Here is a 20,954-nt window from a genome sequence, read left to right on the forward strand (position 1 = left end):
TGACACTTACCAGCTGTGATCTCACCTTCAATACTAAGCGGGGTATACCTGCTCCATTCTTTAGGTGTTCTATTTAATAGGTGGGAAGGTGACCGAATACAGCTGTTTTTTAAATGATTTTTGCTACGCCTTTGAGAAAGTTTGAAGCGACTTTGAAGCATCTTTGAGGGAATGTAGGCTGTTGGGAGTAAAGGTAGAAAAGATAGGTTTTTGAATAGTTTAACCCCAGCTAACTAATGTAGGGGATGTATGGAGACATCCCCTTTATTTATGAAAGTTATACTTAAGAACTTTTTATTTAAGAATAAAGCGATTCACAATTTGTGTCAGCTCAACATTAACATTAGAAATTGATTCGGTTTCTTTTGAAATATCTTGACCTGATGTAGTGAGCTCTTCAACCATAGTGTGAATATTGCTTACAGACTCACTAATACTATCAATCACACGACTTTGTTCATTGGCAGATAACGAAATTTCACTACTAATTTGATCAACCTGATTGACTTCTTTTAGCAATTCTTCAGTACTTTCTGATATTTGATGGACGTCACTCGCTGTACTTTGACTGGTGAGTCTAGTGCCATCAATAGATTGAACTACAGTATCAGCACCACTACGCAACTTACTTAAAGAACTCTCTATTTCACTGGTACTTTGTTGGGTACGAGCTGCTAGAGCTCTTACTTCATCTGCTACTACAGCGAAGCCTCTGCCTTGTTCACCCGCTCTTGCGGCTTCAATAGCAGCGTTTAATGCTAATAAGTTAGTTTGCTCTGCAATACTACCAATAACAGATAATACTGAGTTGATATCCTTGGTTTCTTGACTCATTTTTTCTACATTTTGAGCGGCAGTATCAATTTCATTGACTAGGGTACTAATGCTTCTTTGCGCTCCGCTGATAATGTTTCTGGAGCTTTCACCGCGATGATTAGCACTATTAACTAAGTTCGCCGCTTCTGTTGCGCTGCCTGCAACTTGTTGAGCAGAAGCGCTTAATTCTTGCATTGAAACGGCAACAGTATTAGTTTGGGTAACATGCTCACTAAGCACGTCTCTACTTTTATTGGTTTGTTGTTGTAATTCACTTACACCAGTAGAAATATCATTAGTCAATATTTCTATACTCAGCATGTTCTCTTGAATAGTTTCAATAAAGCTATTAACACCTTGAGCAATTCGGCCTAAATCATCATCACTCTTTACCGCTAATCTTTGTGTTAAATCACATTCGCCACTTGATAGGTTATCAGTCAAGCGTCTTAGCTCTAAAACAGGTCGATATAAGTAATTAAGGAAAAGTACTAAAATGATACTAGAAACAATGACAATAATTAGCATGGTTGTTAATAGAATTGAAGTTTGTTTAGTTACCGACGCGTAAGCTGTTTTACTATCTAAAGCGACAATTAAAAACATTTCGCTATCGCCAAGTAAGTCAATGCGATTTGAGAATAGTAGGGTGTCTTTACCGTCAACTTTAGTGTTAGTCATAAGTTTACTGGTAGATAATATATTTCCTGCTGATTCTTTAAAGACGGGTGTGTCTGACAAATTACCTCTTACTGAGGCGTAGTCTGCTGTTGACGCTAAAATCATACCTTTTTCATCAACAATAACACCAACTGCGCCATCCATAATATCGACACCTTCAAGTACGCTCTGTAATTGACCTAAACGGATGTCGGAAAGAATAACACCACCTTTAATCGTATGTAGTGCGCCAAACATAGGTACATTTTCTTTAGTGAAAAATATATCACTTAATATTAAGCCCGAACTATTTTTACCTTTTTGGTACCAGGCTCTAACTCTTGGATCGTATTTTTCTTTAATCCCAATACCGCCGGGAAATGTAGAGTTTGAAGGCTTAGATACAAAAGAGCTACCATCATCAAATGCTATCGTTATTTTTGATACACCTGTGCTAAATGCTGCTACTTCGGCTAATTTTTCGTGAGCAGTTTGATAGTCGTATTTCTCATATAATTCAGCTAAGCCTTTCGCTGGCTCAGAATGTTGTAAAATATATGAACTGATGACATTAGATTCAGCTTTTATCGATGATTGTACGCGTTTAATTAAATCATCTTCAGCATTTTGTCTAAGAAGGTTGTACGAGAATAAACTCATGATCAATAAAGAAGAGATGAGCAAGAGAGTAATAATCAATATAAGTGATTGCTTAAAGCCAAGTTTTTTCATAGATAACCTTTAATTTTAGCTATTATTTGTACCTTTCTAAGTCACATTAAAATAAGCATTAGTTATTGTAATAATTAACGAAATACGTGCTGTGATTATTAGATCAATAAATTATATTATTTATAGTCCGTTATAAAGGTTAATGTATACATTAATAATGGATAAGAATCAAAGTATATAAAAGAACAGTACTAAGCGTTTTTGTACGTTAACTTGATGTGAATGTAAAAAGTAGTCAATAATAAAAGTGTAGCTGAATTGCTAATTTTTGTTATTTAATTAATGAAATATTACTCATAAAGAATAACTTAATTTAATTTAATATATTCTTTAGGAGTAAAAAATTTAGTTACGGCTTTACCTTTGCTTATTGATTCAAGAGTTGCCAAATATTGCTTGGCATCCGCGACAGATAGGTTGAGTGATAAATTTGGCGTTGTTTCGCTGGCAAAAGCCAATGTATTTAAAACCTCAAGGAAGTTATTTTGCTTAAAGTCGCTTTTGTTATTGGTTTTTATACTCGTTAGATTAGATGTCTTCACGTTATCCAAAGGGTCAATAACCGGTTCAATAGCACTCAAATATTGATAAAGCGTATTTTCTGCTAGCAGATAGTTTTTATTAGCTATATGAGTATAAAATTGTTTGCGTAATTGTCGTTTATCATAATGAGTAACCGTTTTGTAAAGCGATAATATGCTTTGTCGTTTAATAATACATAAACTTAATAATGTAATAATTACAATTAAGGTCAATATCTTAAAGAAAGATTCAGTATTTAATTCAAAACCTCTAAATATATTACTTGCTTGATCTTTTGTGAATAACCCACCAGTATAAACAGTCCAGCTTGATGCAGGTATTTTAAGTTGCTCAAGCGCATTTGAGTTGGTATTCCACCAGTAAATAGTATTTTCAGGTAAAGTATAATCGCCGGCATTCTCAAATATATAGGTAAATGATTCAACTCGTGTACCTGTTGAAGTGCCTCGATTTGAATTATCAAATATTTTAGCTGGTTTGTGATATACGCTGATGCCATCAAGTGCTTGTGCTGTATTGTTTATTTCAGGGATCATCATGGCTGGAATATCATCGGCAGTTATTGTAATGGTCTGAGTAATAGCATCACCTACTGCATAGGTTTTTTCTGCATCAAATTGTCCGTCGATAGTTAAGGTCACAGCTGAAGATACTATAAAGCTATCAATACCTTGAAGAGCTTCGGGTTGGCCTATTTCAAAACTTACTGGTTTGGTATTAGCAATTCCCATGACCACACCGTTATTCTCGGTATTCACTGAAACATTTACTGCTATGTTAGGCAAGTTATAGATGCCTGCTTTATTGGGGTATAACGTAATATAATGAGTTTGCGTAGACCAAGTAGTACCTGCAATTCGTTGGTTACCGTTAGTTGTAATAATGTTATTAGCCGGTATTACTGCATGTGGTACTGAGAAAGGCTCTACAGTACTTCCTTTGGCAAACCAACGCTCAGTTGCTACTTCGATTGATATGACAAATGCTTGGCCAACAATTTGAGTTTCTTCTTCATTATCATTAGGCAAAGTGAGAGTGATTTTCAGTTTTCCTTGTTCAACTAAGTCAGCAATAGTTAAGTCATTAATAATTAGGTCGTTATTAGTTGAATTAGCAAGTGCCCATGGTGAAAGGAACAATAAACTGATCAACAGCAAAGTGTTTCGCGCAAAGCTCTTAGGCTTAACGTTGGGCAATATAATGAAAGATAATTTAATCATTAGTATCTCCTTGGTTACTGCTTGTGTCATCGCCACTTTTTTCATTATTATATTGACTAATTTGTTGCTGCATATAGAATTTTTTAGCTAAAAAATTTGCTGGATTTTTTTGAACATCTCTAAGCCACATTTCATTTAAACTAGGATCAAGTAACAAATCTTCAGCGCTGTACTGTTCTAATTCTTTTGGTGCTTCAGGTTCTTTTTTATCTGCGCCATCACCTGTTTGTGGCTCATCGCCTAACTCTTGCGATGAGTCACCTTTCTCTACTTGTTGACTTTCGGATAGACGATTAACTTCATCAATGATGGCTTGAACAATAACTATATTGGTTTTAGCGGCAATATTACCTGGATTCTCATTGAGAATTTGTTGATATAAATTACGTGCTTTAATGTAATTGCGACCTTGAGCTAAAGCATTTGCTTGGGCAACTTGACTAGCTACATCGTCAAACTGTCCGTAAAGCGTTACCGCGTTGTTAAATTGCTCGGCGCCGTAATTACTGTAAGCTTGCCATTGAGTATTACTAAAAGTGTTACTGGCTTTTTGGTAATAGGCTAGGTTGAACAATACTTGGCCTTGTTGATCACGAGTAAGCCATAAATCAGCAAATTGTTGTGGCTTTAAGTAGATAAATACGCAAGTACAAAGAATAAAAGCTGATATTAACCATTTTCGCTTAAGGTATAAATTTTGTAACCCTGTTTTTAGCTTTATTGCTGAAAACAAACCTTGCGAGTTATTTGGCGTTAGTGATTGTGAATGATTAGGATACTTTACCATTGTAATGTCCATCCTTTTCTAAACCAGAACAAGAAAATAGCCGCAACCACAAAAACCATCGGGTATCCGGAGTCATGCCAAGGTCTGCTGTTGTCATCGACAATCACAATATTATTTTTGATGTAGTTATTCACACGTTTTACGTCACTGTCATCATTAGTCATCATTTGCAGACGACCATTACTTTCATTACTGAGTGATTTTAGTTGCTCGAGTTGTAGTGGAATAATATTACTGCTTGGCTCATCTGCCAATGTGTGTGTTAACCCGCCAGATTGTTGAGTAGAATGTCTTTCATTCTGCTGTGTGGTGGTTGATGCGGTGGGATCTGAAGTTTTCCCATTCTCTAAACCAATAGCCCAAACAACAAGTTGTGCAGAGTTATTATCAAAAAAGTTTTTAAATGCCTTCACCGTATTATTGCTTGCGCCATCACCAACTAAAAGTACGGTGCCTGGCACGGTAGAGTTAGCTAATAGGTTGTTAGTTAACGGAATAATACTTTCAGGTAATTTACCTGACAAAGGCATTATTTTGTCACTTAACGCATCAAGAAAGTGACGGATCATTTCTCTATCGTTAGTAATTGGCATAACTACATGGGCGCTCCCTGAAAAAGCAATTAATGCGGTTTTACTGTCACCTCGTATTTCTAATAGTTCTATTATTTTCTGTTTGGCGCGTAATAGCCTTGAAGGTTGAACATCACCTTGCTCCATGGTTTTTGATACATCAAGCGCGATAATTAATGGCGAGTTATTTTCACTAAAAGGTGAGGGCTGTTGTTCCCAAGTTGGTCCCATTAATACAATACATAAGGGGATTGAAAGTATGAAAGTCATTTTTTTCGGAGACAACCAATTATTGTTATTCCCGCTCACCGTTAAGTTTTGCAATATGGGCGCAGACATTAAAGGTCGCCATTGTGCTAAGCTGTCATCACATAAGGTAAATGCCCGTAAAATATAAATAACAACGACGAATATAAGCAACCAATAAGGACGCAAAAAATGAAAGTATTGCATGCTGTCAAACCATAAGGAAATATCATCAATCATGATTTACTCCATCTAACTCGCTATTAGTTTTTTTATAATCGATAGTACTTTTAGATAAGCGAGAGCGAATTCGTATATTTACCACGAATAAAGCAAGCAAATAAATACTAACAAAAACAATAATAGGGTAATGATGAATACTCACTCTTGGTCTAAAAGATAACGAATCAAACTCTTGTGGCTCAAGTTTGTTAATTTCAGTGTAAACCTGTAAAAGTTCATCACTGTTTAGCGCTTGAAAACTTTTACCGTGAGTTATTTTTGCAATGTCATTTAATACATCGAGATCTACCTTCTCTTCACCAACCGCACTCGGATCGCCAATAGCTATGGTATAAATTTTTATATCGTGTGCGGCAGCAATTTTAGCAGCTTCAACAGGGGGAACTTTTGAAGCTGTGTCGTTTCCATCAGTTAATACAATCAACACCCGATTTTTAGTATCAGATTGTTCAAACACACTAATAGCTAAACCTATTGCATCACCAAAGGCAGTACTTTGTCCGGCCATTCCAATATCACTTTCATTGAGTAAAGATTGCCAAGCGCTAATATCGTCGGTAAAAGGTGCTTGTAAATAAGGGGCGTCACCAAAAAGTATTAACCCTAATCTGTCATGATCTCTGTGTTTAACAAAGTCATCAAGAACGTGTTTAACAGCCACTAAACGGTTAACGTATTTTGTATTTGTATTGGTATTTTGATTTGATGAATCAGCAGCGGAAGTGCTGGAAACTGTATTTGTTAGGCTATTTGTTGAGACACTTGTTGAGGAATTAATTGAGCTATTCGCAGAGCTGTCAGCAGTGTTATCAGTTAAGTTTTTATTAACAGCTTTGGGTAAAGTAAAGTCTTCAACAGCCATAGAGCCAGATAAATCGACTGCTATCATTAAATCTCTAGCAGATTTCTCTTGGTTTATAGGCTCACCAATCATTTCAGGCTTGGCTATTGCGGTTACAATACAAAGCCAAGCAATAAAAACCATTAAACGTTGTAGGTTATTACGATTAAGTAGTACTGCACCCGTTTGTGGCTTTTCACCCGTAATATCAACAAGATTAGCGAAATAAGGAACTTTTATTGATGGTTTCTTTTCTTTATAAGCAGGAGCGAATAAGGTTACAATTATAGGCAATAGCACCAAGAGAAAAGCCCAAGGGTAAGCAAACTCAATCATGCGTTACTCCTAATTTTTGTTGCGCTTTATTTTGCTCTGAATCTACTTTTTCCTTTCCCTCAGAGGAAGCAATGAAGTTAAGTTGATGAAATTTGATCCACTGTGCTATTTGTTGTTTAAGACGCTTTACACCTATTTGGAGATCATCTTCGGAAAAGTCATTGTTATTAACTTGAACATATTGAGGGCTGATTTTTGGTAGGTAAGCTAATTGACAGAGTAATAACTCACAAGTATATGTTTGTGTTTTATCAGTAAAATTGGTTTTATTACAATTTTTATCTAACCAAGTTACCCATAATTCTCCATGCAAAGCATTTATTGCCGTTTTGCTAGCCTGAACAGTCATTTGTATATTTTCTTTATTTTGTAATACAGAAATATTTTGTAAATAAGCCGTATGGGCAAGTAAGGCTGTTTTTCTTAACAAAGCGGGTAATTGTTTAACATCTTCGTCATTCTCTAAAGAGCATTGTTCAAGCCAAGCAAGTGCTTCTCGTCGGTAAGCATTTATTTTATAAGTTTTCCAAGCGTTATATATTTTCTTGCAAATGAACAACACGAATATGCCTGCAATTATTTTCCAGGCCAGTGTTTGCGGCATAAAACTAATTGTTTCGGGGGCAGGGGTGTCTACTATTTTTTCAAGCAGATAATTACCCCAAGGTTTTGGAAAGTCCATTATAAGCTTCCTGCTTTATAACCAAGTGCTTTACGTAACTGTTGCTCAACGGGTGCTATAGTATCTATTTCAATTAATGGAATGCGATATTTTTTAGCGGCAGTTACATAACTATTAAGTTGGCGAGTAATCTCAGCTTGATACTTTTGTTGCACTTGTTTGTTATCAGATGAAAATTGAATTTGTTGTTTACCATCACTGACAATCATTTGAGACATTTTCGGTAACGTTTGCTCAAGGGGATCAAAGACATGACAGGCAATTATTTCATTGTGTTGTCTTATTTTTTTTATGTGATCAGTACTTTTATCATCAAAGCCATGACCATCACCAATAAGAATGATTAATCCATTATGGCTTGATACTTTATTCAAAGTAGCTAACATTTTATTGTATGAATCAGTATCGTTAATATTTGATGGGATTGAATTATTAATCGACAACTGATGATTTTTCTTCAGCATTTCAGATAATAAATTAATTACGTGTTGTTGTCCGCGTTTAGCTGGAATAACTTTGGTTTCACTATCGTTATAAATAATTGCGCCAATGCGATCTCCGCTGTCACTAATTTGCCAGGCAATTAACGCCGCAAGCTCTGCAGCAATAACCGATTTCATTTTATTTGAGCTACCAAAGAACATACTCATACGTTGATCAATGGCTAAGTAGACATTGCGCTCACGCTCTTCGGTAAAAACTTTTATGTGCGGCTTACCTGTACGCTGAGTAACTTTCCAGTCCATCGAGCGTATGTCATCACCGGGCTGGTAATGACGTAACTCCTCAAAATTTAAACCACGACCACGCAATTTTGATACATTTTTACCACTCAACACACTATTAGCGGGTTGATTAGGACTGAATGAAAAACCTTTCGCTAAATACTTTAAGCGGCGTAGTGTATTTAAATCAGCATAAATACAACTATCAGCTTGGTTAGCAGAAGTCGCGTCAACCGTTTTATCGGCTTTGTGTAAAGAAGACTTGGTGTTCATGCTATACCCCTTAGGCTACAGCCACCTGTTTTAATATTTCATCAATGACATCGTCTGCGGTAACACTATCTGCCAAAGCATCGTAACTGAGCACTAAACGGTGGCGGAGCACGTTATGAACAACCACGCGAACGTCAGTAGGATCAACAAAATCTTTACCACTTAACCAGGCTTGCGCACGGGCACATTTATCAATAGCAATACTCGCTCGAGGGCTTGAGCCAACAGTTAACCACTGTTGTAGTGGTGAGTCTGGGTAACGCTCTGGCTTTCTGGTTGCCATGACAATAGCCACAATGTAATCGATAATTGCTTGGCTTGAATGAATTTTATGAATTTCATCACGTGCTGTAAAAATATACTTTGGGTCTATATTTTCAAGGGCTTGAACATTTTGTTCTTCATCACGAACTAATTTAATAATTTGACTTTCTGCTTCATCATCAGGGTAATCAAGATTAACTTTCATGATGAATCTATCCATTTGTGCTTCGGGTAATGGGTAGGTTCCTTCTTGCTCAATTGGATTTTGGGTTGCAAGTACCATAAAGAGCTCTGGTAATTTGTAGGTTTTACCCGCCACGGTAATTTGTCTCTCTTCCATGGCCTCTAATAATGCGGCTTGTACTTTTGCAGGTGAGCGATTGATTTCATCGGCAAGTAATAAGTTGTTAAAAATAGGACCTTCTTGGAAAGTTAACACAGGCTTACCGTTAACCTCTTGATAAACTTCTGTACCGGTTACATCTGAAGGGAGTAGGTCAGGAGTGAATTGAACACGACCTAAGTCAACAGAAAGTGAGCGCGCTAAAGTTTTAATTGAACGGGTTTTAGCCGTACCAGGTAAACCTTCAAGTAAAATATTACCATTAGTTAAAAGCGCAATAAGTAAAGAATCTACGACATGAGATTGACCAATAACTACTTGCTCAATTTGTGTTTTGAGTAATGATAATTGCGCTAATGCATCAGATTTATTATCAGAATTTGAAGTATTTATCTCACCTGTTGGGTTAGTTATTACAGTTTCAGATTCTATTTGGCTGTTATCACTCATTCGATTCTCCCTGGTGCGAATTTAGGTATTTAATACTATTTCACATAAAGAAGTGATCACTTTCTTATGTGAATTGGTAAAACATATCGTATTACTTTTAAAAAAAGTTGTCTATTTCTGCGTTTATATTTATTAATAGTAATGCTCTGTTAGTAATTATTGCTAAAACAGTTACTTAGAGCCGTTACTTAGAACTATTACTGAGCATATCTCTAAGTCCTTGGATTACATTCGCTGGCACCATTGGCTGTAATTGCGATAAACACTGGCTTGCTAATGAGCTTTGTTGACGAACTTGCATTTCACATAATGCATACAAATGTTGTGGATTATTACTTAATTGAAAAGCTTTATACAGCGCCTTATAAGCATCATTTGGTCGGGTTTGTTCAAGGCTTAACCCGTAAACATAGAAATAATGACTATTTTGCGGATCAAGTATTGTAGCTTTTGCTAACGCATTGGCGGCATTTTGATAATTTTTAGCACGAATATAAGCTAAACCTAAAGCGTAAACTAATGCAGCATCATCAGGGTTGGCTACTTGGCCTAGTAATAAAGTATCAATGCTTTGTTTATTATCACCCATTTGATGATAAAGCTGACTTAAATTAAGGTAAGTTTGGGCAAAGCTTGGTTCAATGGCGATCCCTTTATTAAAGGCTTTTATTGCTTCCTCAGTGTTACCTTGAGAAGCCAAGACAATACCGATATTTGAGTGGGCAAAGCTACGATCATTATTGTACTCTTGGCTAGCTATATACTCATTAAGTGCAGGGATTAACTGGCTTTGTTGATCACTAGATAACTGTTCCCACAAGGTCACAAGTGAATAGGCAGCATTGGTTCTAACAGTGAGCACTTTATCGTTTAATAGGGGAGATAATATGCGCCATCTTTCGGCACTGGCCATACTTTGTGCACCTTCAATTGCGCCTAAGCGTATGTATTCGTCAGGATCTTTGGCAGCTCTTGCGATAGCAATAATAGTATTAGTGTTTGAAGTGTTTGCCATTTTAGTTAATGCAGAGGCGCGAATAATGCTTGAATATGCTTTATTTTGTGCAATACGTGATAATTGTTCGGTAACTCCTAGCAATTGAGGTTCAGTTAATGTCATGGTTGATGCGGTAAAAATAGGAACAAACGCTTTTTCTTCTTCAATGTGTGAATTAGGGTACCAAGTATTAACCTTATTAGCGCTCCACTCACTATTTTTGTCTTCGTGGCAAGTTAAACAAGTATCAGGTGTGCCTAATTTTTTAGCTAAATTTGGGGTGGGAATATGAAAGCCGTGATCACGTCGAGCATCTATTTCCATATAAGTTGTTTCTGGCATATGACAATTTACACATTGTGCACCGCTAGAATCTGATTGGTGTTTGTGATGTTTTTCTGTCGCATAATTATTGGCTTGATGGCACTGTAAACATAGTGTTTCAACAGGCAATTTCAGCTCCGTAGTATGTGGATTATGACAATCGCTACAGACAACACCGTTTTTATACATTTTTGATTGCAAGAATGAACCGTAAACAAAGTTTTCATTATAAACCTGTCCATCGGCATGATAGTTATCACTAGAGATTAAATCTAATAAATAACGTTCCCCAAAGGCATTTCCTTGTACATGATCGTTATTACTAATTTGAGTGCGCCTACTATGGCATTGTGCGCAAACCAATACTTGTTGGCTACTATTGTCGACAGATTCAGGTATTAAGGTTTTTTTGTTTGTTGCTATTTTCCAATTTGATACTGATTTGGACAAATTACGGGCAAAGCCTTTGTTTGCAGCAGTGTTTTGATTGCCGACTGTAGTTTCAGACCAAGTAATATGATCGCTAGCAGGCCCATGACAACTTTCACAAGCCACGTTGATTTCACTGAAAGTGGTATTATAAGTATTGGTTTTTAAATCAAATTTTTTCTCAACATTGGTGGAATGACAATCAGCGCACATGTAATTCCAATTCTGGCCAGTGTTAGTCCAGAAAAACTCTTGATGTTTTTCTGTCATGTCAGGATAAAGGTTAAACCAACGTTGACCTCCATTTACTTTACTGCGTGAGTCCCAAGCAAAAGGAATGAGTTGCACCCGACCATCGGCAAATTCAACCATATATTGTTGCAATGGTGTGTAGCCAAAGGTGTATTTAATTTGGTAATCATGAAACTTACCGTCTTCACCTTGAATATTGACCCAGAACTCATCGCCTTTTTTAAAAAAAGTACTTGGTTTACTGATATTTTTATCATCGGATTTTAATGAGACATTATTAAAGTCACCTAAAACACTCGCTTTATCAGCGTGCTTCATTGACATATCGTGATGTGAACCTTGCCAATCTTTATAGGCTTGCTCATGGCAATTAACACAGGTTTTTGAGCCCGTAAATTCCGCTGCGATAGTTGGCTGTAAAAGCAAAAGAGTAAAGGGCAGAAATAAGGTAATAATTCGCTTTATACTTTTTTTAGTTAATAGGTTAAACCGTTGGGGTATTAATGAAGAAAAAGCGACGGTTTTTGATACTTGAGTCATTTTAATGCCGTGTTAGATGAAGGTACTAATTTAATGGTATATTTTTATATAATTTTTACATAAAGGTACATTTTTGATGTACCAATATTACAGATTTATCAGCATAAATCTATGCTTAATATGACTATGGTTTACTCACTTAGTTATTGTTTTTAGTGTGAAAATAGAATCAATAAAATATAATCAAAAAAAAGCCCAACAGTTGTTGGGCTTTGATACTAACTACAGTTAACTAACTTGTAAAACAGCTAGTTATTAATTACTTATCTGTTAGGACGTAAACTCTGTAATTGTTTTAATGCTTCAGCATTTCTGATGCTCTTATACCCAATATCGCTAGCACTTAAGCTACTACCTGTTTGGAATGGATATTGATCAATTGTGCTCATAAACTTAGCTACTTGCTGTTGAATAGGAACAAATAACCACATGTTATCTGCATACCAACGAAGATACATTTGTGAATCTACATAAGCAGTTTCAAACGGATCAGCGTGTAAGTTAGTAATTACAGGCCAAGCTGGTGTTTGACGATAAGCAGTACTAATACCACCTTCTTGGATAGCAAAAGCAATTTTCCATTGGTTCCAACGAACAGCATTTAAATCACCATCGGCACTGAAATATAGTTTACTTTCACGTGGAGAATTTTCAGCTTTACCTTCAAAGAAAGGTTTGAAGTTATGGCCGTCGGCATGAATTCTCCATTTAGTGCCATTTGCGGTATAACCTTTTTTAAGTTTTTCAACTACATTTGGTTCACCAGCAGCAGCAACAAGAGTTGGCATCCAATCTTCATGAGACATTAAGTTGTTGAATTTAGATCCCGGTTTGATAGTACCTGGCCATCTAACCAGCTGAGGTACACGCATACCACCTTCGTTGGTTGTACCTTTTTCACCTTTAAATGGTGATGTTCCACCATCAGGCCATGAGAATTTTTCTGCACCATTGTCTGTTGAGTAGATTACGATAGTGTTGTCGGCAATTTTTAAATCGTCCAACTTATCAAGTAAAAGTCCTACTTGATCGTCATGCTCAAGCATACCATCAGCAGTTAGACCAACACCTGATTTACCGCGATATTTTTCTTGTAAATGCGTCCATACATGCATACGTGTTGAGTTATACCAAATAAAGAATGGTTTTTTAGCTTCATGAGCTTTATCAATAAACTTCAGCGTAGCGCCTAAAAACTCTTGATCCACAGTTTCCATGCGCTTTCTAGTTAAAGACCCTGTATTTTCAATTTTACCGTCGGCAAAAGAGTGAAGTACACCACGCGGACCATACTTCTTGTGGAATTCAGGATCTTTCGGGTAGTAATAAGTTTCAGGCTCTTCTTCAGCATTTAAGTGGTAAAGATTACCAAAAAACTCATCAAAACCATGGTTTGTTGGTAAATGTTTATCTTGATCACCTAAATGGTTTTTACCAAATTGGGCTGTCATGTAACCTTGCTCTTTAAGCAAATCAGCTATGGTAGGTGTCCAATCAGGAATACCGTGATCCGAGCCAGGCATACCAATAGTTAATAAACCAGTACGGAAAGGTTCTTGACCTAGAATAAATGATGCACGACCGGCAGTACAACTTTGTTGTGCGTAATGATGTGTAAATAAACCACCTTCATTCGCGATTCGGTCGATATTAGGTGTCATGTAACCCATCATACCTTGGTTATATGCACTTATATTGTAATAACCAATATCATCACCCCAAATGGTTAAGATGTTGGGTTTAGATTTGTTCGTGGTTGCCGCTGCAGAGGTGGCTATGGCGATTAAACCTACACCTAATGCTAATTTTTTTATGGTACTTTTAATTTGCATTTTTCTTCCTTAAATGATCAGATTAATGAGCTTAATGTATTACAAAAATAGGTATATACGAATAAGACTTAATTAATTTAATTTATAGTTAAGCTAATTACTAGTAAATTTACATTAATTCACATAAATATTATAAATATAAAGACTATATCTATCAAATAGTAACCTAAAAAGTTGATTATTATTTAATTATCAATATTTAATTATTAAATTTTTATTTATGCGTTCAATTCGATATGTAAATAATAGTATATATAATACATTGAGGTATGTTGATCTTTTGAGATTACTTTTACAGCAACTTGTTTGGTTTAGGTTCATTTAAAACGAATTTACTCTTTGTTGCTCGCTTTTTAAGTAGAATGACTATGATTCAAATACTCTCGCTGCGATTAGATTCGTTCTAAATTGAATAAACTTTAATCCAGAAAGATCAACATACTCTTCAGTATTTGTACAATAGTACATTAAAAGGAATTACAGACCAATGACACTGCTATCGCTTCGTGGCTTTAGTTATCTATAAGTTTGTAACTAAATGTAAAGAGTCATGTTTTAACGTAAAGTTATATTAAGTTGATCACTAAAGCGCAGCGTTGCCGGATTCAGTATTTCAATTGATATAACGCATTTTTTATAAATATTGTGTTAAAAATTAGGCTAAAATTGCTTTCTAATTTATTATAGTTATTTGCCTTACAAGAAATCCCATGCGCCGCTCTAGTTACCCAGAACAAGAAGTCAGTACCTTAAACTGGCACGCTTTTAAACTTATTCTTCCTTATTTATTTGAGTATAAAAAACGCATAGCTTTGGCTATGTTATGTTTAATCCTGACTAAAATTGCCAGTGTTTACTTACCTTTTATATTAAAAGATATTGTAGATACTCTTGATGCAAATAATACAGACAAACAAAAATCAGCCCTTGTTATTGTTCCGTTAGCTTTGGTCGGCGCTTATGGTATGGTTCGATTATCTATAGTGCTTTTTGCTGAGATACGAGACACCTTGTTTGGCCGAGTGACTGAACGCGCCATCAGGCGTATTAGCTTAAATGTTTTTCGCCACTTACATGCCCTTGATTTAGATTTTCATTTAAATAGACAAACGGGTGGTTTATCCCGCGATATCGAACGTGGCACGTCGGGCATTAATTTTTTAATGCGTTTTATGGTATTTAACATAGTGCCAACATTGCTTGAAATAGTGATGGTAGTAACTATTTTATTTGTTAAATACGGTATTTGGTTTGCCGCTATAACGCTAGCTTCAATTGTTATCTATATTGCGTATTCTATTTTTGCCACCGAGTTACGCACACGTTTTGTGCGAGAGGCTAATAAAGCTGACTCATCGAGTAACACAAGGGCTATTGACAGCTTGTTAAATTATGAGACTGTTAAATATTTTACCAACGAAGATTTTGAAGCTAAGGCTTACGATCAGCAATTATCAAATTGGGAGCAAGCTAAAATTAAAAACCGTTTATCACTGTTTGCTTTAAATGGTGGTCAAGCGCTGATAATTGCTATTGCGATGACGGCTATGTTGGCACTAGCGGCTGATAAGGTAGCAGCAGGCGTGATGACCTTAGGTGACTTTGTGCTAATTAATGCCTTTATGATGCAGTTATTTATGCCACTGAACTTTCTCGGTTTTGTGTATCGTGAAATAAAAGGTTCACTTGCCAATATTGAAAACTTTTTTGGTTTATTAGCGAAAAAGCCCAAAGTAGAAGATATAGATAATGCCCTTGAGTTAAATCTAGGCGGGCAGGGAGGTGCTGGGTTTGACGCTAAATCTAAGACTAATTCGGCTGCTGATGTAGATAATGTTGATTTTAATACCGCGAGTATTGTATTTCAGGATGTTAGTTTTGCTTATCATGAAAAACGACCGATTATTAAAGGGATTTCGTTTGCTGTTAATGCGGGTGAAAAGGTAGCGGTTGTTGGTCACAGTGGTTCAGGTAAATCAACGTTAGTTAAATTACTATTTCGTTTTTATGATGTAAGTGCTGGCACTATAACTATTAATAACCAAGATATTAGCCAAGTTAGTCAACATTCGTTACGTACCCATATTGGCATTGTGCCGCAAGACACAGTACTTTTTAATGATTCATTATTTAATAACGTACAATATGGTTGTCCAACGGCAAGTAAAGATGCCGTATTAAAAGCAATAGAGCTTGCACACCTATCTGATTTTATTGCAAGCCTACCTGAAGGCTTAGAAACTGTAGTAGGGGAACGTGGTTTAAAACTCTCAGGTGGCGAAAAACAGCGCGTAGCCATTGCTAGAACAATTCTCAAAAATCCGCTAATATTAGTCTTTGACGAGGCAACATCATCTCTTGATAGCCACTCAGAGCAAGCAATTTTAACTGCCATTAATGAAGTAGCGAAAAGCAGAACAAGCTTAGTTATTGCACACCGCCTCTCTACCATAGTTGATAGTGACAATATTATTGTAATGAGCCATGGTGAAATAGTAGAGCAGGGTAATCATCAACAGTTACTGGCGCTTGATGGCCAATATAGTAAAATGTGGCAATTACAACAATCGTCGAAATAGATTTTTTAAGATAAAAATTTATGTTTTAATCTGATCGATTAGCCCGATAATTAATAGCAAGAAAAAGTGAAAGTATGACTGAAAAAAATGAAATGATATTAGGGCAAAACAGCTCTGAAATTAATGCAACTAAAGCGTGGATAAATGACATTATTATTGGCTTAAACTTTTGTCCATTTGCTAAAAAAGAGTTTGTTAATAATACCATTTATTACCATCAATCATCGCTTGAACAAGTTAAACCGGCGCTGCAAGAATTAGTAGAGCAATGTCATTACTTGCAAAATAATGCCGATATTGAAACAACACTAATAATTTATGCCGATGGATTTAGAGGCTTTGACCGTTATCTTGATTTAGTTGATTATGCCAATGACTTACTGATTGAGTCAGGCTTTGAAGGTATATTTCAACTTGCAACCATGCACCCCGAATATTGCTTTGCCGATGATGATTTTGACGCACCGAGTAATTTCACCAACAGATCGCCTTACCCAATGCTACACATTATTAGAGAGGAGAGTATGGCTAAGGTACTTTCAATTTATAAAGAGCCAGAAAAAATACCAGAAAATAATATTATATTAGCAGAGCAAAAGGGCAGTGGTTACTTTCAAACTATATTGACTAAAATTCATCAAGACTTCCCTCAAAAGTAATAATAGTATTATCAGTGTAATAATCATTAATATAATCTTTGATATAGTCACGCAAGTAAGCATAAAGAATAGATTTTAGCATCACGCTTGGGGAATAGGTACTTGCGCTGCAATAATCCGAAAATTACTGTTGGTTTTCTTGGAAAGCAGAAAAACACAAACCACATACAACTTTAAATTGCGAATCATTTTGTTCATTCCAACCTTCATCGGCTTCGTAGACCTTATAGTATTCATTACACCATGCTATAAGGTCACCGAGCTCACGATTGTTAGCTGCTTCACAGTTAGTGTTGATTATATAGCTTCACTAAAAATCAACCTTGCCATCATTCACAAAATTACCCCAAGTAATAATTGTACCGTCTTTCTTAATAGCAGAAAAATTCACGGCAGTTGCATAGATAGAAATTACATCAACTAAATGAGGAGTAATTGCCGGTTCTAAAGTTAAAGGATCAATCTCAACTGAAACATCTCCCCAATACTCCACGGTATTATCCTGTTTTAAAACAGCAATTGCGCTACCAACACCAACTACTTCTTTAACATCTTTTATTGCATCTTTAGGTAAATTTATCCCCCCCCATAGGTACAAATGTCCATCCTTATCAAGAGCGCCAAATGCTTCAGGACTCAAAGAGCTCTGTGAAAAACCATAAATTTTTTCAATATTTGAAAGTGTCCTAGGGTACTCATCATAAGTTGCCCAAGAGAAGCCATCAGAGAAATTTCCTTCCTTTTCACCGTAACTTCCCCACGGAACAATATTTCCAGTTGTTGTAAGTGCAATAGTTTTCGAACCACTGTATTCAACAGCCTTGATAGCCGGTAGGTTTTCTGGTGGGTTGACTCCCCATGTATCTGAATGTTCGATTCCCCAATACTTAGTTGTATCGTCGTTAAATACCGCAATGAAACCTAGATCGGTGCTATATAATTTTTTTACATTAAATGGTCCGTTAGCAGGGTAGTTTTCTAGCCACCTATCGTTATATCCCCAAGTAATCACTTCTCCTGTTGGTAAAATAGCAGAATAAAAAGAGGAATGAGCGATTAACGACGTTATCTCGGGTGCTATGTAGCTTACTTCTTCATAATTAAGTCCACTCCAATATATAATTGAACCATCACTCTTAATTGCAGAAAAAGATCCTCTTGAAGAAACCAAATGGTTAACATCGGTCACAAGCCTCTGATAATAACCATCTTCTGAATTCACCCCCCATGATATAACTGTATTATCTTTCCGTAATGCAGCAAAACTTGAGTATGTTGAAATAATTTCTTTAATATCAAACAACTCAGCCGAAACATGACTAGAATCACCGCCTCGGTCACTATTGCCCCAAGTAACAACAGTACCATCTGCTTTTAATGCAGCAAAGGCTCCTTCTGTTGAATAAATTTCATCCACATCGGTTAACATATACTGGACATCAGAAGAGTCTCCGCCATGCTCGTCATATCCCCAAGTAACAACAGTGCCATCACTTTTAATAGCCGCATGAGCAAAAGAGCTAGTTACTATTTTCTCAGCTACTATAGCTGGGGTGTTAACTTCTGTTTCAACAGTTTCAACTAAGGCCGGTGTATTATCTTCTTGAATATCCTTTTCTGTAGTTGTTTCAGGGGCACTATCACCTCCGCCACAAGCAATAATTAAATTTACTAATATTAATAAACTTATTGTCCTAACATTCATTTTCGCTTCCAAAATTATTATTGATAAATATAAAGCTCGGCATAATGCTAAGCTCCTAAAATGGCTGGCTATAATAGCAAGAAAGAGCACAACTAGCTGTTTATTGTTTAATTACTTGTTAGTGAGTTACCAATTGCTTCCCATAAATATTATAATTAATCCAATGTAATTAACTACAGAAATGTATCTAAACCATACGGGTAATTTTTTTTGAAAAAATAGAAAGTGGTAAAAAAACAAAAACCATACAAGGACCCCCTACAAGAAGAAGTCCAATCCTTTGGCCAAACCAGTACCTGCAGCATCATTTCCGGCACTGTAATCTTCAAAATAAGGCGATAATATTAAACGCCAAGCAATCACCTGTAATAGAAGAATAACGATAGCTTTACTAAAAATTTTTGAATCTTCGGTAGTTTTCATATAACTCACCAACGCCTAAGAAGAGGGCTAAGAATTATTGGCTAAAATGTTAATGAGCAAAAAGCCAACAGTAATTTCCCGTTGAATGCTCTTGTTAAGTTGTTTATTACCAACGAAGACCATATCTTTTTTTGATTTTTACATACAGACTCAAGTCGTCATTGAGGCTATATTGATTCCAACCTTGGCCAATAACACCCACATATACAAAATATAATGAAAAAGACAGGATCACTATACTCCAAAGTGTTTTTTCTATTATTGAACCAGAACTGGACAATAATATGTAAATACAAAGGATACCGAAAAGTGCCCCAACGAAACTTATTATACGCCGCAACACAATCCAAATCACTGCTCCTAATTTCTGAACTTTAGTTGGTTCTTTATTTCGAGTTGGAGATATATACCAACAAAATAATAAAGCTATGGAAATACTTGTGAGCAACCAAAACCATAAAGGCATAATACTCCCTTAAATTTACTTCTCTAGCTCTGCAATGATGTGAACAGTTTCAACATGACATACGTTAGATGTGAGTTCAATATTATATACCGACCAATCTAAGTAACCTTCTTTAGATACATGGATATTATAAATACCGCTTCTTTCTCCAGCTCCTTGAAGGTATTGAGCATTATCACACTCACCAGAACTAAAAGATGTTACCTCTTCAGAGTAATCATTATCTTCAATAATAGCGGTGACATTGCAGGCAATAGGCTCACCTGTTGCTTTATCTATAATTTCAATGGTAAGTCCAGATACGTACTGCTCTGTACAAGCAACATCGCCATTATTGACGGAATCACTTGAATCTTCACAACCACTTAACATAATGGAAGTAATTAAAATAAACTTATAAAAACAATTCTTCATATGAAAATTCCTTGTAAAAATAAAGCATTTGGTTAAGCGGCATAAGACACCTCATCTTTAGTTAGATTTTGGTGTTCGCTTTAACGGGGGAAGATCATTGTTATGTGTATTAGCACTCAAAATAAGTCTGCTGTTCTGAAACTAATATAAATTTAGTAGATTTGAGTTTAATGAATTTATATGGATTTGTAATAGCAGTAGAAGTAGCGCATGTACCGCTAGGAAAGCTATAAACAATTTCCCCTTGTATGTCATTAGAGTCTTCATAAAATGAAAAATTTAAACTATGCCCACCCGATGTTTGCATGCCCATATCAATTAATATAATTGATTCACTTGCAAAATCTATGGCCTCCACTGGCTCGGATGTTCTTTTAAGTAATTCACTTTCATATTCTTCTTGGCTTCTTATTACTATCACACTCTTACTAGTGATATTCGCAAACTCATTATATTCAGCTTCATGAATTACCTCTGACTCCATTTGGAGTTCGGGTGATTCAGCCTTAGCTGAGTTGCACCCTTGTAATTGATAAATTAAAGGTAGAATTATTAATAACCGTTTCATTTCGTGTACTCCTTTACGTACAGTGTTTCGTAT

General features: G+C 36.0%; 17 protein-coding genes. 2 read left to right on the plus strand and 15 right to left on the minus strand.

Features of this window, described 5'->3' with window-relative positions; genetic code table 11:
- Positions 1-294 precede the first annotated feature (294 nt).
- The 10 genes from CWS31_RS13605 to CWS31_RS13650 form a co-directional block, all read right to left on the minus strand.
- On the minus strand, positions 295-2,208 hold the full coding sequence (locus CWS31_RS13605) for a methyl-accepting chemotaxis protein (RefSeq protein ID WP_101343952.1): 1,914 nt from the start codon (positions 2,206-2,208) through the stop codon (positions 295-297).
- Between the two features lie 308 nt (positions 2,209-2,516).
- Positions 2,517-3,971, minus strand: coding sequence for a BatD family protein (locus CWS31_RS13610; RefSeq protein ID WP_170252877.1), 1,455 nt, complete (start codon positions 3,969-3,971; stop codon positions 2,517-2,519).
- On the minus strand, positions 3,964-4,758 hold the full coding sequence (locus CWS31_RS13615) for a hypothetical protein (protein WP_101343954.1): 795 nt from the start codon (positions 4,756-4,758) through the stop codon (positions 3,964-3,966). The genes CWS31_RS13610 and CWS31_RS13615 overlap by 8 nt, the downstream gene beginning before the upstream one ends.
- Positions 4,752-5,816, minus strand: a complete 1,065-nt coding sequence (locus CWS31_RS13620; RefSeq protein WP_101343955.1) for a VWA domain-containing protein — start codon at positions 5,814-5,816, stop codon at positions 4,752-4,754. The genes CWS31_RS13615 and CWS31_RS13620 overlap by 7 nt, the downstream gene beginning before the upstream one ends.
- Positions 5,809-6,996, minus strand: coding sequence for a VWA domain-containing protein (locus CWS31_RS13625; RefSeq protein WP_101343956.1), 1,188 nt, complete (start codon positions 6,994-6,996; stop codon positions 5,809-5,811). The genes CWS31_RS13620 and CWS31_RS13625 overlap by 8 nt, the downstream gene beginning before the upstream one ends.
- A complete protein-coding gene (locus tag CWS31_RS13630) occupies positions 6,989-7,678 on the minus strand; it encodes a DUF4381 domain-containing protein (protein ID WP_101343957.1) in 690 nt (229 codons plus the stop codon). Before CWS31_RS13630 ends, CWS31_RS13625 begins: the two co-directional genes overlap by 8 nt.
- Positions 7,678-8,676, minus strand: a complete 999-nt coding sequence (locus CWS31_RS13635) for a DUF58 domain-containing protein (protein WP_101343958.1) — start codon at positions 8,674-8,676, stop codon at positions 7,678-7,680. The genes CWS31_RS13630 and CWS31_RS13635 overlap by 1 nt, the downstream gene beginning before the upstream one ends.
- A 10-nt stretch (positions 8,677-8,686) precedes the next feature.
- A complete protein-coding gene (locus CWS31_RS13640) occupies positions 8,687-9,733 on the minus strand; it encodes an AAA family ATPase (protein ID WP_246143540.1) in 1,047 nt (348 codons plus the stop codon).
- Between the two features lie 184 nt (positions 9,734-9,917).
- Entirely contained in the window at positions 9,918-12,275 is a 2,358-nt protein-coding gene (locus CWS31_RS13645; RefSeq protein WP_101343959.1) for a tetratricopeptide repeat protein, read from the minus strand.
- Between the two features lie 263 nt (positions 12,276-12,538).
- Positions 12,539-14,107: an arylsulfatase gene (locus tag CWS31_RS13650; protein ID WP_101343960.1), complete on the minus strand. Its 1,569-nt coding sequence runs from the start codon at positions 14,105-14,107 to the stop codon at positions 12,539-12,541.
- A gap of 710 nt (positions 14,108-14,817) precedes the next feature.
- Here CWS31_RS13650 and CWS31_RS13655 point away from each other — a divergent pair.
- Both CWS31_RS13655 and CWS31_RS13660 read left to right on the plus strand, forming a co-directional pair.
- Positions 14,818-16,686: an ABCB family ABC transporter ATP-binding protein/permease gene (locus tag CWS31_RS13655; protein WP_101343961.1), complete on the plus strand. Its 1,869-nt coding sequence runs from the start codon at positions 14,818-14,820 to the stop codon at positions 16,684-16,686.
- A 74-nt stretch (positions 16,687-16,760) separates the two neighbouring features.
- Positions 16,761-17,345: a DUF1415 domain-containing protein gene (locus CWS31_RS13660; protein ID WP_211355836.1), complete on the plus strand. Its 585-nt coding sequence runs from the start codon at positions 16,761-16,763 to the stop codon at positions 17,343-17,345.
- Positions 17,346-17,655: 310 nt separating this feature from the next.
- Here CWS31_RS13660 and CWS31_RS13665 read toward each other — a convergent pair whose 3' ends face one another.
- The 5 genes from CWS31_RS13665 to CWS31_RS13680 form a co-directional block, all read right to left on the minus strand.
- Positions 17,656-19,050 carry an RCC1 domain-containing protein gene (locus CWS31_RS13665; protein ID WP_101343962.1) on the minus strand — a complete coding sequence of 465 codons (1,395 nt, stop codon included), beginning with the start codon at positions 19,048-19,050 and terminating at the stop codon, positions 17,656-17,658.
- A gap of 258 nt (positions 19,051-19,308) precedes the next feature.
- Positions 19,309-19,473 carry a hypothetical protein gene (locus CWS31_RS17580; RefSeq protein ID WP_170252878.1) on the minus strand — a complete coding sequence of 55 codons (165 nt, stop codon included), beginning with the start codon at positions 19,471-19,473 and terminating at the stop codon, positions 19,309-19,311.
- 106 nt (positions 19,474-19,579) lie between these two features.
- Entirely contained in the window at positions 19,580-19,939 is a 360-nt protein-coding gene (locus CWS31_RS13670; RefSeq protein WP_101343963.1) for a hypothetical protein, read from the minus strand.
- 15 nt (positions 19,940-19,954) lie between these two features.
- A complete protein-coding gene (locus CWS31_RS13675) occupies positions 19,955-20,353 on the minus strand; it encodes a hypothetical protein (RefSeq protein ID WP_101343964.1) in 399 nt (132 codons plus the stop codon).
- Positions 20,354-20,462: 109 nt separating this feature from the next.
- Positions 20,463-20,921 carry a protease complex subunit PrcB family protein gene (locus CWS31_RS13680; RefSeq protein ID WP_101343965.1) on the minus strand — a complete coding sequence of 153 codons (459 nt, stop codon included), beginning with the start codon at positions 20,919-20,921 and terminating at the stop codon, positions 20,463-20,465.
- Positions 20,922-20,954: the final 33 nt, after the last annotated feature.

Origin of the sequence: Colwellia echini (assembly GCF_002843355.2) — a bacterium.
Classification (GTDB): domain Bacteria; phylum Pseudomonadota; class Gammaproteobacteria; order Enterobacterales; family Alteromonadaceae; genus Colwellia; species Colwellia echini.

Excerpts from the sequence above, each read along its gene's own strand:
- CWS31_RS13645 (WP_101343959.1), bottom strand. The coding sequence starts at position 12,275 with ATGACTCAAGTATCAAAAACCGTCGCTTTTTCTTCATTAATACCCCAA.
- CWS31_RS13620 (WP_101343955.1), bottom strand. The coding sequence starts at position 5,816 with ATGATTGATGATATTTCCTTATGGTTTGACAGCATGCAATACTTTCAT.
- CWS31_RS17580 (WP_170252878.1), bottom strand. The coding sequence starts at position 19,473 with ATGAAAACTACCGAAGATTCAAAAATTTTTAGTAAAGCTATCGTTATT.
- CWS31_RS13675 (WP_101343964.1), bottom strand. The coding sequence starts at position 20,353 with ATGAAGAATTGTTTTTATAAGTTTATTTTAATTACTTCCATTATGTTA.
- CWS31_RS13655 (WP_101343961.1), top strand. The coding sequence starts at position 14,818 with ATGCGCCGCTCTAGTTACCCAGAACAAGAAGTCAGTACCTTAAACTGG.
- CWS31_RS13625 (WP_101343956.1), bottom strand. The coding sequence starts at position 6,996 with ATGATTGAGTTTGCTTACCCTTGGGCTTTTCTCTTGGTGCTATTGCCT.
- CWS31_RS13650 (WP_101343960.1), bottom strand. The coding sequence starts at position 14,107 with ATGCAAATTAAAAGTACCATAAAAAAATTAGCATTAGGTGTAGGTTTA.
- CWS31_RS13610 (WP_170252877.1), bottom strand. The coding sequence starts at position 3,971 with ATGATTAAATTATCTTTCATTATATTGCCCAACGTTAAGCCTAAGAGC.
- CWS31_RS13660 (WP_211355836.1), top strand. The coding sequence starts at position 16,761 with ATGACTGAAAAAAATGAAATGATATTAGGGCAAAACAGCTCTGAAATT.
- CWS31_RS13615 (WP_101343954.1), bottom strand. The coding sequence starts at position 4,758 with ATGGTAAAGTATCCTAATCATTCACAATCACTAACGCCAAATAACTCG.
- CWS31_RS13635 (WP_101343958.1), bottom strand. The coding sequence starts at position 8,676 with ATGAACACCAAGTCTTCTTTACACAAAGCCGATAAAACGGTTGACGCG.
- CWS31_RS13640 (WP_246143540.1), bottom strand. The coding sequence starts at position 9,733 with ATGAGTGATAACAGCCAAATAGAATCTGAAACTGTAATAACTAACCCA.
- CWS31_RS13665 (WP_101343962.1), bottom strand. The coding sequence starts at position 19,050 with ATGAATGTTAGGACAATAAGTTTATTAATATTAGTAAATTTAATTATT.
- CWS31_RS13670 (WP_101343963.1), bottom strand. The coding sequence starts at position 19,939 with ATGCCTTTATGGTTTTGGTTGCTCACAAGTATTTCCATAGCTTTATTA.
- CWS31_RS13680 (WP_101343965.1), bottom strand. The coding sequence starts at position 20,921 with ATGAAACGGTTATTAATAATTCTACCTTTAATTTATCAATTACAAGGG.
- CWS31_RS13605 (WP_101343952.1), bottom strand. The coding sequence starts at position 2,208 with ATGAAAAAACTTGGCTTTAAGCAATCACTTATATTGATTATTACTCTC.
- CWS31_RS13630 (WP_101343957.1), bottom strand. The coding sequence starts at position 7,678 with ATGGACTTTCCAAAACCTTGGGGTAATTATCTGCTTGAAAAAATAGTA.